This window comes from Streptomyces sp. NBC_01017, from assembly GCF_045162795.1.
Lineage (GTDB): Bacteria > Actinomycetota > Actinomycetes > Streptomycetales > Streptomycetaceae > Streptomyces > Streptomyces machairae.
Genome location: NZ_CP108683.1, coordinates 9,571,634 through 9,583,607, shown reverse-complemented (window position 1 = coordinate 9,583,607; position 11,974 = coordinate 9,571,634). Strand labels below are relative to the sequence as shown.

The following is an 11,974-nucleotide window of genomic DNA, read 5'->3' as shown; positions in this document are numbered from 1 at the left end:
GGTGGAACTTCGTCACGAGCCGGCGAGTCCGCGCTCGCGAAGCCAGGTCTGGATGTCGGTATCGGCGTCTGCGACTTCTTCGCCGCGCACTGCGAGACCCGGGGCGATCCTCGCGCCGAGGCAGGAGCGCGCGTAGTCGCGTGCGGTCGTGCCCAGGCCGCTCATGGCGTGCGTGGTGAACGGGACGACGGTCCTGCCGCGGAAGTCGAGTTGTTCGGCGAACGTGGTCATGATCATGGGCGCCCGGACGTTCCAGATGGGGCTGCCGAGGAGAACGGTGTCGTAGCCGTCGAGGGAGGGCAACCGGCCCTTGATGGCCGGGCGCGCGTCATCGTCCTGTTCGCGAACGTTGCGGCGGACGGTCTCGTCGTAGTCCCGCGGGTAGGGATCGGCGGCCTCGATACGGTGTACGTCGCACGGTATGAGACTGCTGATCCTGCGCGCCAGGACCTCGGTATTGCCGACCCGCAGGACGGTGCGTCCGCCGTGGTGGTAGTTCTCGCCCGGACGCGAGAAGTAGACCAGCAACACCTTCCCCCTGCCCTGCCTCGCAGGGGAGGAGCAGCCGGTGAGTTGGGCTCCGGTCACAGCGCCGAGTCCGGTCATCAAGGTGGCCCGCAGGAAGGCGCGTCGTCGTGGGGCGGCGGTCATGCGTCGAGGCGACGCTCGGCGAGCCAGGTGACGACCTCCGGATCGCGGTGGTCGAAGAACAGTGAGCTGCCGGTGTCCAGGGTGGAGATCCGCGCCATCTGCTCATCTGTGAGCTGGAAGTCGAAGACGTCGATGTTCTCCGCCATCCGCTCGGGCCGCACGGACTTGGGGATGGCGATGACGCCGCGCTGGGTGAGCCAGCGCAGAACCACCTGCGCCACCGACCTGTCGTACTCCTTGCCGATCTCGGCCAGCAACGGGTTGGTGAACAGGTCATTTCTGCCTTCGGCGAAGCCGCCCCAGGACTGGATCCGCACACCGTGCTGGCACATGAGGTCCTGGTAGTCGGCGCGTTGGAAGAACGGGTGGGTTTCGATCTGGTTGACCGCCGGGGTGATCTCGTTGTTGACGATCAGGTCGACCAGCCGGTCGGGATAGAAGTTGGCGACCCCGATCGCCTTGGCCAGGCCCTCGCGGTTGAGAGCTTCCATGGCGCGCCACTGACCGTAGACGTCGCCGAAGGGCTGGTGCATCAGGTACAGGTCGAGGTGGTCCAGACCCAGCTTGGTCAGCGACATCTCGAACGCCCGCCTGGTGTTGCCCTCGGCCGGGGCGTCCTGGACCCACAGCTTGGTGGTGACGAACAGCTCCGCGCGGGCGATGCCGCTGGACTTGATGGCGCGTCCTACGGCCTCTTCGTTGCCGTAGGCGGCTGCGGTGTCCAGCAGGCGATAGCCGGCGGCGAGCGCGTCGGAGACGGCGCGTTGGGTGTCCTCGGCCGGGATCTGGTAGACGCCGAAGCCGAGGAGGGGCATCTCGATGCCGTTGTTGAGCGTGACGGTCTGCATGAGCGGGGTGTCCTTCGCTGTGCGGGTGGGAGTCAGGGGCGGATGAAGGCCTTGAGGACCTGGCGGTCGGCCATGGCCCGGTAGGCGGCCGGCGTCTGGTCGAGGGTGAAGGTCTGGTCGAAGACGCGGCCGGGGGCGATCGTGCCGTCGAGGACGTCGCGCAGCAGGTGCTCGATGTACGCGCGGGCGGGGCTGGCGCCGCCGGTCAGGGTGATGTTGCGCATGAACTCGGCCGAGCCGATCGGTCCCTGCTCGTACTGCGGGACGCCCAGGCGGCTGATGGTGCCGCCGTCCAGGACCGCGCCCAGCGCGGTGTCGAGCGCCTGGCGGGTGCCGACCGCTTCGATCACCTTGTCCACGCCGCCGGTCAGGTCACGGATGCGGGCGATGCCCTCCTCGCCGCGCTCGGCGACGACATCGGTCGCGCCGAACGTGCGGCCCAATTCGGTGCGCGCCTCGTGGCGGCCCGCGACTACGATCCGCTCGGCGCCCAGCCGCTTGGCCGCGATGACCGCGCACAGGCCCACCGCACCGTCTCCGACGACCAGGACGGCATCCCCGCGCCCGACGCCGGCGGTGACCGCGCCGTGGTGCCCAGTGGTCATCACGTCCGACAGCGCGAGCAAGGAGGGCAGCAGCGCGGAGTCGGCGGCCACCGGCAGCTTCACCAGGGTGCCGTCCGCGTACGGGACGCGGACTGCCTCGCCCTGACCGCCGTCGACACCGTCGAAGCCGTACCGGCCACCGTTGCGGCACGAGATGTGCAGGCCCTTGGCGCAGTAGTCGCAGGTGTTGTCGCTGTAGGTGAACGGAGCGACAACCAGGTCACCTGCCTTCAGGCCGGTCACATCCGTGCCGGTCTCCTCGACGACGCCGAGGAACTCGTGCCCCATGGGCCGGCCGGTCTCGGTGGCGGGCATCGCCCCGTAGGGCCACAGATCACTGCCGCACACGCAGGAGGCGAGGGTGCGGACCACGGCGTCGGTGGGTTGCACAATCTTCGGGTCGGGCCGGTCCTCGACGCGGACGTCTCCGGCTCCGTACATCACAGCTGCACGCATGAGGGATACCTACTCCAGAACGGGGGTGGGACCGACCGGCGCTTCGGGCGGCGGGTGACATTCAGCGTTCGAGCATCTGCGCCTGGGCCTCGGTGTGGGTGTCACCGACGGCGGGCGGCAGGCCGGCGAGCCTGCCGAGTTGCCCGCTCGTCAGCGTGAGGGCGTCGGCGGCGCTGTTCTCCTCCACGCGGGCCGCCCTCTTGGTGCCCGGGATCGGGGCGATGTCGTCGCCCTGGGCGAGCAGCCAGGCCAGCGCCACCTGCGCGGGCGTGGCCCCGACCTCGGCGGCCAGGGCCTGCACCTCGTCGGCGATGGCCAGGTTGCGCTGGAAGTTCTCGCCGGAGAAGCGCGGATTGCCACGCCGGAAGTCAGAGCCGTCGAACTGGTCGGTGGAGCGGACGGTGCCCGTCAGGAAACCGCGGCCCAGCGGCGAGAACGGCACCAGGCCGATGTTCAGCTCCCGCAGCACGGGCAGGACACGCTCCTCGACACCCCGGGTCCACAGTGAGTACTCCGACTGCACCGCGGTGACCGGCTGGACGGCGTGCGCGCGGCGGATCGTGTCCGGGCCGGCCTCCGAGAGACCGAAGGCGCGGACCTTGCCCTCGGCGATCAGCTCGCCGACGGTGCCGGCGGTTTCCTCGATCGGTGTGTTCGGATCGACCCGGTGTTGGTAGTACAGGTCAATGTGGTCGGTGCCCAGCCGCTTCAGGGAGCCCTCGACGGCCGTGCGGATGTTGGCCGGACTGGAATCCAGATTCCAGGCGCCGTCCCCGCCGTGGGAGACCAGGCCGAATTTCGTGGCCAGCACCACCTGCTCCCGGCGCCCCTTCAGTGCCCGGCCGAGCAGCTCCTCATTGGTGTACGGGCCGTAGATCTCGGCGGTGTCGATGAGCGTGACGCCCAGCTCCAGCGCCCGGTGCACGGTCCTGATCGACTCGGCATCGTCGGTGCCCGCACCGGTGTAGCCGTGGGACATTCCCATGGCACCCAGTCCGATCCGGGAGACTTCCAGGTCACGCAGCTTGATGTAGCGCATTTCGCCCTCTCCGGTTCATGCCGTCGCCCGGCACTCTCACTCTCGCCCGACCAGCCAGTTCGTGCCTGCGGCGGCTCTGGCGGCGGCCGGTGCACCGGCGTCTTGCTCCTTCACCTTCGACCGGATTGCGCCGGGGTGGCAGGGCGGGCTCTTCGGGGGTAATGGCAGGGCCCCCCTCTCGCCTGCACGTCGGACGAGCAGCGGGTGAGACTGGAGGCATGGCATCCGAGAGCGCGCACAGCGAGGGCGCCGAGCTGGGCCGCTACCTGCGCGCCCGCCGCACCCAGACCAGCCCCGAACACGTCGGCCTCACCGTCGGCGCCGGCATCCGCCGCACCCCCGGGCTGCGCCGCGAGGAGCTGGCCACCCTCGCCGGCATCAGCATCGACTACTACGTGCGCCTGGAACGCGGCAAGGAGACCCGCCCCAGCCCCTCCGTCCTCGACGCGCTGGCCCGCGCCCTGCACATGGACGACCAGGAGCATCAGCACCTGCGCGAGCTCGCCGCTCGGGCCGCCCGCTACGCCCCGGAGCCGCCACCCGCCCCGAGCCGCACCGTGCGCCCCCACCTCAAGCTGCTGCTGGAGTCACTGCGCCCGAACCCGGCCTACGTCATCAGCCGCAGCATGGACATGCTGGCCTGGAACCCCGGCGGCCTCGCTCTCTACGCCGGGCTGGACGACTGGCCCGCCAAGCACCGCAACCTCGCCCGCTACCTCTTCCTCCACCCCGCGGCCCGGGACCTGTTCACCGACTGGGACCGACAGATCACCGCATGCGTCGCCCGCCTGCGCGCCACAGCCGGCACCGCGTCCGACGCCCCGGACCTGACCAACCTCGTCGGCGAACTCCTCCTCAAGAGCGCCGACTTCGCGGGCCTGTGGGAACGCTACGAAGTGACCGGGCGCAAGCCCGCACAGAAGACCTTCCGACACCCGCTGGTCGGCCAGGTCACCCTCACCTCGCAGTCACTGCACGTCGAAGGCACCCCCGGCCAGCGCATCGGCGTGTACACCGCCGAACCCGGCAGTCCCGACCATGACGCTCTGCTCCTGCTCGACATGACCGCACCCCGACCGACGCAACACCCCTCGCCCGCCCCCAAGAACACCGGTCAGCAGCGGTAAGCCGGTACGCCCACGCGGGGCACGTCATCCGCCTGCGGCGTCCTCGGTCTCCCAGCGCAGCAGGTCGCCCGGCTGGCACGCGAGCACTTCGCAGAGCGCGGCGAGCGTCGCGAAACGCACCGCCTTGGCTCGGCCATTCTTGAGTACCGCGAGATTGGCGGGCGTGATCCCTACGCGGTCCGCGAGGTCCCCCACGGACATCTTCCGCCTGGCCAGCATCACGTCGATGTCGACGACGATCGGCATCAGATCACCTCGTCCAACTCGGCCTGCATCTGCGCCGCTTCGACATCGCGCGCGACGGCCTGGGCGAGCAGCATCCGCAGCACGAGCACGATGAGCGCGACCCCCAGGATGGCCAGGCCGATCCCGCCCATGATGACGGTGACGCCCGGGTCGTCCCGCTGGCCCGGCGCGTTGATGCCCGTGACCGCAAACCACAGGAGGGCAGCCGCGACGATCGCGCCGATCACGGCGTCCACGTACCGGAACGCGGTATGGGAGAACACTGTTCCGCGTCGCACCATCGTCACCAGCCGCCATACGCCGACCACGGCGACCTGGGCCGACACCATGCCCAGGATCGCGATCACGCGCAGCGGGGTCAGTGGGAGCGACCCGTCCTCCGGGTCGCTCCCGGTGACCAACACCCACACCATGAGTGCCTGCACGAACACGGTGCCGGCGAGCACCACCACGAGCACGGCGCGAAGCGCACGCACTGCCAGCTTTCCCATACCCCATCCTTCCATCGAGTTGCGATGGGAATCTATCGAGTATCGATAGATTGAGCAAGAGCTGCACCGGAGGCTCCGTCGCTGGATCAGCCATGCCGTCGGCCATGCCGACGGACCCTGGTGATGAGTTGTCGCGCCCGCATCCGTCACACCTACGACGGGACACGACGAGACGGAAGGATGACGGTGATGAGTGCTGACATGCGGCTGGAGGAGCTGGGCGTGAGCGATCTGGGCGAGGTGGACGAGCCGGCGTTCTCGGGGCTGGCGGAGCGGCACCGGCGGGAGCTGCATGTGCACTGCTACCGGATGCTCGGTTCGTTCGAGGACGCCGAGGACACCGTGCAGGAGACGTTCCTCCGTGCCTGGCGGCGGCGGGAGACCTTCGAGGGGCGGTCGACGTTCCGGGCCTGGCTGTACCGGATCGCCACCAACGCCTGCCTGGACCTGCTGGCCAAGCGCCGCCCGGAGCCCGCGACCGGCGGCGAGGTGCTGTGGCTGCAGCCCTACCCGGACCGGCTGCTCGACGAGCTGCCCGCGGGCGAAGCGGACGAGCCGGAAACCATCGCCGTCGCGCGGGAGACGATCGAGCTGGCGTACCTGGTGGCGGTCCAGCACCTCGCGCCGCGCCCGCGGGCCGTGCTGATCCTGCGGGACGTGCTCGGCTGGCCGGCGAAGGACGTCGCGGAGGCCCTCGGGGACTCCGTCAACTCCGTGAACAGCGCGCTGCAGCGGGCCCGCGCCGGCATGCGGGAGCACCTGCCCGCCGAGCGGCAGGACTGGACCGGCGGCGAGGAGGACAGCGGAACGCGCGAGCTGGTGCGCCGCTACACCGAGGCCAGCCTGGCCACGGATGTCAGGGAGCTCGCAGCCATGCTGCGGGACGACGTCCGCTGCTCGATGCCGCCCACGCCGGGCCTGCACGTCGGCCGCGACGCGGTGGTGAACGACTGGGTCGAGAGCGGCTTCGAGGGCATGAAGGGCCTGCGCGCCGTCCCCACCTCCGTGAACCGGCAGCCCGCCGTCGCCTTCTACCTCTGGCAGAAGCGGGAGAGCGCGTACCTGCCGCTGACGATCGACGTCCTGCGCGTCACCGGCGGGGCGATCACCGAGATCATCACGTTCCACGACGACCGGTTCCCCCGGCTCGGGCTGCCGGAGCGCCTGCCGGCGGACGGCACGGAGTAGTCCCGGTGTGGACGCTCGCGCTGCGCGACGGCCGGCCCGGGCCCGTCCTCGGACGCGACTCCGGGTTCTGGCTCCGAGGCGGCGCGGACGGTCCGCTGACCAGCGCACTCAGCACGGCGGGGCGGCGAAGACGCCGCCCCGCCCGTTTGTTCTTCCCCAACGCCACGCCCGACGGTCGCGCTCTCGCCGGCCTCGCCTGCCTCGCCGTCTGCGCAGTCGGATACCTGTGCCGACCACGACAGCGCGCTCCATCCAGCGTTAGAGTGCCGTGGCGCCACGCCCAGTTGCAGGCAAGAGGAAGGCAGCGCGTTCCGTGAACCACACCCGCGAGTCCACCGGCTCCGTCGGCGAGCGCCGCCTGCAGCACCTTCTCGGCACGGCCGACCAGGCCGCCACCTTCTACGACCGCCAGGTGCAGGCCCGTCTGACACCACAGATGGCGGACTTCATAGGGCGCCAGACCATGGCGTTCCTGTCCACGTCGGACGCCGGTGGAGCCTGCGACGTCACCTTCCGTGCCGGTCCCCCGGGTTTCGTCACCGTGCTTGACGACGGGACTCTCACCTACCCCGAGTACCGTGGGAACGGGGTCCTCGCCAGTGCGGGAAACATCACCGAGAACCCGCATATCGGCCTGCTCTTCGTCGACTTCGCCCACGACCACATCGGCCTGCACGTCAATGGCGGAGCTCGGCTCCACCGGGACGACGAGCAGCGGCGGGCCTACCCCCACCTTCCTGTGGACACCGCTCCTGGACGCAGGCCCGAATTCTGGGTGCAAATCACGGTGGAGGAGGCGTATGTGCACTGCTCCAAGCACATCCCCCATCTCGAACCGGCGCCCCGTCCACGCCCGGGGGCCCAGCGGCCGAAGGATGCCGACTACTTCGTCCTCGGCGCCGAGCACCAGGCCGCGCCGCATGAGGGCGAGCGGACTGCGGGAACTCGCATCGGATCTGTGCCGGGCAGGGGTTGACCGGTGGCGGAGCCGGTGCGCGCGTAGGGCGGGTCGGGGCCACCGGCCCCGCTGAGGGTTTCGGCGTTGAACCGGGCAAGGGGTCGCTGCCAGGTGGGTGTCACATTTCCGGGACAGCGACACCGGTCTGCGACTTGTCGGCCTCCGGTTCCTGCGGCGGGTCGGTGAGCTGCTCCCGAAGGTAGTTCCAGATCACCGCGATCAGTGCGGTGACGGGCACGGCGAGAAGGCTGCCCACGATGCCGGCCAGACTGCCACCCAACGTCACCGCCAGCAGAATCACCGCGCCGTGCAGGCCGAGCCCACGGCTCTGGATCATGGGCTGGAACACATTGCCCTCAAGTTGTTGCACCACCAGGATGATCGCCAGCACGATCAGGGCGTCCGTCGGACCGTTCGACACCAGCGCGATGAGACACGCGACGAAACCGGCGAACACCGCGCCCACGATGGGCACGAACGCAGAGACGAAGGTCAGCACCGTCAGCGGGAGCACCAGCGGTACGTCCAGGATCCACAGGCCGAGGCCGATGAAGACGGCGTCGAGGAGGCCGACGAGTGCCTGAGAACGCATGAACGCGCCCAAGGTGTCCCAGGCTCGCTCGGCCAGGACCGGAACGTCCTTGGCGAGTCGTCCGGGCAACTGGCGGGCGAGCCACGGCAGGAATCGCGGGCCGTCCTTGAGGAAGAAGAACATCAGGAAGACCGCCAGGATGGCCGTGACCAAGCCGCTCAGCGTGGTGGCCACTCCCGTGGCGACAGTGTTGACCAAGCTGCCCACGCTGCCTTGGACCCGGGCGGCCGCGGTGTCCAGGGCAGTCGTGATCTGGTCGTCGCCGATGTTCAGCGGTGGCCCCGCGGCCCACTCGCGCATCTTCTTGATGCCCTCGACCACACCATCGCTCAACTCGCCCGACTGTGACGCCACCGGAACCGCGATCAGCGCCACGATGCCGAGGATGGCCAGGAGGAACAGCAGGGTCACCAGCAACGCGGCCAGCGCCGAGGGCCACCCACGCCGCCGCAGCGCACGAGTCATCGGCCAGGTCAGTGTGGTGAGGAACAGGGCAATGATGACCGGCCACACGACCGACCACATGCGGGCGAGACCCCACAGGGCCACCGCAACCGTCGCGAACACCAACAGCAACTCGACCGATACGCGCGCGGAAGTGGCAAGCGCGGCGCGGGTTTTCCCGGAACTCAACATGTCAGGCATGCGGTCACACTATTGGCACTCCAGTCACTGGCATCGCCCCTGTCCCGTGGGCTACGTTGTGCGGCGATGACTACCGGGACGGCATTGCGCCACACACGGATTGGTGACCCGGCGCTCCCCTGAGCGCCGTACGGGCCGGTGCCGGCCCGCTGTTGGATCGGGGATCCGGCGCTACTGCGCGGGCTCCGCCTCCCTGTCGTGTTGATCACCCTTCGACACGTCGACCACGACAGGAGAACTCATGCTCACCAAGATGTTGCACATTCCCACCGCGGACGGCCAGGCCGACGCGTTCGCCGCCTGCCCCGACCGAGGCGAGCGGCACCCAGGGGTACTGATGTACGCGGACGGCTTCGGCATCCGGCCCGTGCTGCGGGAGATGGCCTGCGAACTGGCCGGGCACGGGTACTACGTGCTTGTCCCCAACTTCTTCTACCGGCACGGGCCGGCGCCGGTGATCGAGCTTCCCGAGTTCATCGGAGAAGAGGCCCGGCCTGCGGTCTTCGCCCAGCTGATGCCTCTGATCGAGGCGCACACCGCCGAACGTGTCCTGAGCGACGCGGATGCCTATCTCCGGTTCCTCACCTCCCGGCCCGAGGTGGCCGCGGGACCGGTCGCGGTGACCGGCTACTGCATAGGCGGCCTCCTGGCGATGCGCACCGGCGCCGCCCACCCTGATCAGGTGGCCGCCGTGGCCGGATTCCACGGCCCCGTGGGCGTCGAAGGGCCCGACAGCCTGCGTCGCCTCCTCTCGACGCTCACGGCCCAGGTCCACCTCGGCCACGCCGAGACCGACTTGACTCCCGAGGCGCTCGGCGAGCTCAACCGGGCCCTGGACGCCGCGGGCGTCGGCTACACCTCCGAGATCTACCCCGGCACCGTCCACGGCTTCACCATGTCCGACACCGACGCCTTCAACCCCGGTGCGCTGCAGCGCCATTGGGACCGACTGCTGCCCCTCCTCGATCGGACCCTCACCGCCCGGGGAGCCACTGCCACGGACTGATGGGAGAGGCGCTCAGGGCGTGAGATACGCCTGCACCGCCGGCGCGTACCGGTCGACCAAGGCGTCGACCGTGCTCGCACGCATCTCGGTGCCGCGGGCGATGCCGTACATCACGCCCAGACCCAGCAGGGTGGCCACGGCCAGTTCGGCCCGCAGGCCCGCGTCGGGGCCGGTGAGGCGGGCGGTGATGCGGTCGGTGACCTGGGTGCGGAAGTTGGCGCGCAGGATGTCGCCCTGCTCACCGTGCAGGGGCGCGAACACGATCCGCAGCAGCGGGTCGGCGCCCTGCTCGGACTGGCTGACCAGGACGTGCCGGACCATGTGCGGGCCGAGTTCCGGGAGTGGTGCGGCCAGCAGAGCGTCGGCGTCGGCCTCGAAGGACATGACTTGGGCGAACAGCGTGTCCTTGTTGCCGAAGTACTTCAGGATCAGCGGCGGGCTCACCCCGGCGCGGTCGGCGACAGCCTTGAGCGTGATGTCGGCGTGGGCGTGCCGGGCCAGCAGATAGCGGGCCGCCCTGAGGATGGCCGCCCTGGTCGACTCGGCGTCCCTGCGGGCCGGTCCGGGCGTGACGGGTGGAGTGCTCACGGCACTCATGCTCCCTCCATCGCCTCGTCGCGCGCGCCCCGGGGGCTGTCGCCGGTTCGCTCCGGCCGTTCCGTGACCGCCTGTGCGGGGTCGCCGGGGATGCACAGCGCCGCGGCCGCGGCTCCGAGTGCGACCACGCCCGCTGTCGCGAACACCACCTGGTAGCCGTGCAGGGTGGGCACCGGCGCTCCACCGACCCAACCGGTGTGGTGCACGAGGACGGCGGCCACGGCCGCGCTGGAGCCGGCCTGGCCGATCGTCCGCATCAGGACGTTGACGCCGTTGGCGGATGCGGTCTGCTCGGCAGGCACGGCTCGCAGGATGAGCGTGGGCAGCGCCGAGTAGGCGAGGGTGGTCCCGGTGGCAACGATCGTGGCTCCCGTGATGATCATCCACAGGTCGCGGCTGTCGGCGATACGGACCGCGTAGCCGGCGGCGATCACTGCGGCCCCGAGCGCGAGCGTGACACGCGGCCCGCGTGCGGCGGAGATCCGGGCGGAGACGGGCGACAGCAGGAGCATGACGACGCCGCTGGGCAGCAGACACAGGCCGGTGGCGACGATCGACAGACCCAGTCCGTACCCGGTGGCCGTGGGGGCCTGCACCAGCTGGGCGGTGACCAGGGTGTTGGCGTAGAACGCGAACCCGGCAAGCAGGGCGGCCACATGAGACAGGCCGACCCTGGGCTCGGCGACCAGCCGCAGGTCCACCAGCGGCTCCTTCGTTCGCAGCTGCTGCCTGCACCACAGGGCGAGCACGACGAGGGCTCCGGCGAACAGGCCTACGACCCGTGCGCTGCCCCAGCCCCACTGCCCGCCCTGGGACACCCCCAGCAGCAGGCACACCAGCCCGACGGCCAGGCCCAGCGTGCCGGAAACGTCGAACCGGCCCGGCTGTCGCACCGGCGATTCCCGTACCGCCCACCAGACCAGCGTCACGCCCGCCACTCCGAGGGCGCTGGTCACCCAGAACATGGTGTGCCAGTTCGCGTACTGCACGATCACGGCTGCCAGCGGCAGGCCCAGCGCGGCCCCGGTGCCGACGGTGGCACTCATCAGCGCCACGGCCGATCCCCGGCGCTCCGGCGGCAGCTCGTCGCGCAGGATGCTGATGGACAACGGGACGACCGCGGCGGCCGCTCCGGACAGCGTCCGGGCGGCGATCAACACTCCGATGTCGGAGGTCAGGGCACACACGACCGAGCCCAGGGTCATCAGCCCCAGAGCCGACATCAGGACCCGCCGCTTGCCGTACATGTCGCCGGCCCGACCCAGCACCGGGGTGAGGACCGCGCCGGACAGCAGAGTGGCCGTGACCATCCACGAGACCGTGCCCGCCGAGGCGCCGGTCAGCCGGGGCAGGTCGGGCAGCAGGGGCACGACCACGGTCTGCATGACGGCCATGAGGATGCCGCCGAACGCGAGCACCGGCACGGTGAGCCGGTCTCGGAGGGTGCTCACGCAGGGCGGCTTGCCTATCGCGGCGGTCTGGTCCATCGGCACTCCAGCGGGCAGCGCCTGGCGAGGCAGCGGGT

Annotated in this window: 13 protein-coding genes; 4 read left to right on the top strand and 9 right to left on the bottom strand. The window is 70.2% G+C overall.

What is annotated here, in order from left to right:
* Window positions 1-12 precede the first annotated feature (12 nt).
* The 4 genes from OG331_RS43810 to OG331_RS43795 form a co-directional block, all read right to left on the bottom strand.
* Window positions 13-651: a flavodoxin gene (locus OG331_RS43810; RefSeq protein WP_406207776.1), complete on the bottom strand. Its 639-nt coding sequence runs from the start codon at window positions 649-651 to the stop codon at window positions 13-15.
* Complete coding sequence (locus OG331_RS43805; protein ID WP_406207773.1) at window positions 648-1,499, bottom strand: aldo/keto reductase; 852 nt, start codon at window positions 1,497-1,499, stop codon at window positions 648-650. Before OG331_RS43805 ends, OG331_RS43810 begins: the two co-directional genes overlap by 4 nt.
* Window positions 1,500-1,531: 32 nt before the next feature.
* Complete coding sequence (locus tag OG331_RS43800; protein ID WP_406207770.1) at window positions 1,532-2,560, bottom strand: zinc-binding dehydrogenase; 1,029 nt, start codon at window positions 2,558-2,560, stop codon at window positions 1,532-1,534.
* Between the two features lie 61 nt (window positions 2,561-2,621).
* Complete coding sequence (locus OG331_RS43795; RefSeq protein ID WP_406207767.1) at window positions 2,622-3,599, bottom strand: aldo/keto reductase; 978 nt, start codon at window positions 3,597-3,599, stop codon at window positions 2,622-2,624.
* Window positions 3,600-3,817: 218 nt separating this feature from the next.
* Here OG331_RS43795 and OG331_RS43790 point away from each other — a divergent pair, with 218 nt between their 5' ends.
* Window positions 3,818-4,726, top strand: a complete 909-nt coding sequence (locus tag OG331_RS43790) for a helix-turn-helix transcriptional regulator (protein WP_406207765.1) — start codon at window positions 3,818-3,820, stop codon at window positions 4,724-4,726.
* Window positions 4,727-4,750: 24 nt separating this feature from the next.
* Here the strand turns inward: OG331_RS43790 and OG331_RS43785 are convergent, their stop codons facing one another.
* Entirely contained in the window at window positions 4,751-4,972 is a 222-nt protein-coding gene (locus OG331_RS43785; RefSeq protein ID WP_406207762.1) for a helix-turn-helix domain-containing protein, read from the bottom strand.
* Window positions 4,972-5,463: a DUF2975 domain-containing protein gene (locus tag OG331_RS43780; RefSeq protein WP_406207760.1), complete on the bottom strand. Its 492-nt coding sequence runs from the start codon at window positions 5,461-5,463 to the stop codon at window positions 4,972-4,974. Before OG331_RS43780 ends, OG331_RS43785 begins: the two co-directional genes overlap by 1 nt.
* 189 nt (window positions 5,464-5,652) lie before the next feature.
* Between OG331_RS43780 and OG331_RS43775 the strand changes: the two genes are divergently transcribed.
* Both OG331_RS43775 and OG331_RS43770 read left to right on the top strand, forming a co-directional pair.
* Complete coding sequence (locus OG331_RS43775; RefSeq protein WP_406207758.1) at window positions 5,653-6,651, top strand: RNA polymerase subunit sigma-70; 999 nt, start codon at window positions 5,653-5,655, stop codon at window positions 6,649-6,651.
* Between the two features lie 313 nt (window positions 6,652-6,964).
* Window positions 6,965-7,627: a pyridoxamine 5'-phosphate oxidase family protein gene (locus OG331_RS43770; RefSeq protein ID WP_406207755.1), complete on the top strand. Its 663-nt coding sequence runs from the start codon at window positions 6,965-6,967 to the stop codon at window positions 7,625-7,627.
* Between the two features lie 100 nt (window positions 7,628-7,727).
* On the opposite strand, the gene OG331_RS43765 is transcribed toward OG331_RS43770, so the two are convergent.
* Window positions 7,728-8,846 carry an AI-2E family transporter gene (locus tag OG331_RS43765; protein ID WP_406207752.1) on the bottom strand — a complete coding sequence of 373 codons (1,119 nt, stop codon included), beginning with the start codon at window positions 8,844-8,846 and terminating at the stop codon, window positions 7,728-7,730.
* Window positions 8,847-9,087: 241 nt separating this feature from the next.
* On the opposite strand from OG331_RS43765, the gene OG331_RS43760 reads away from it, so the two are divergent.
* Window positions 9,088-9,852, top strand: coding sequence for a dienelactone hydrolase family protein (locus OG331_RS43760; RefSeq protein WP_406207749.1), 765 nt, complete (start codon window positions 9,088-9,090; stop codon window positions 9,850-9,852).
* A gap of 12 nt (window positions 9,853-9,864) precedes the next feature.
* On the opposite strand, the gene OG331_RS43755 is transcribed toward OG331_RS43760, so the two are convergent.
* A complete protein-coding gene (locus tag OG331_RS43755) occupies window positions 9,865-10,449 on the bottom strand; it encodes a TetR family transcriptional regulator (RefSeq protein WP_363032063.1) in 585 nt (194 codons plus the stop codon).
* Window positions 10,446-11,936, bottom strand: a complete 1,491-nt coding sequence (locus OG331_RS43750; protein WP_406207746.1) for an MFS transporter — start codon at window positions 11,934-11,936, stop codon at window positions 10,446-10,448. Before OG331_RS43750 ends, OG331_RS43755 begins: the two co-directional genes overlap by 4 nt.
* Between the last annotated feature and the right edge of the window lie 38 nt (window positions 11,937-11,974).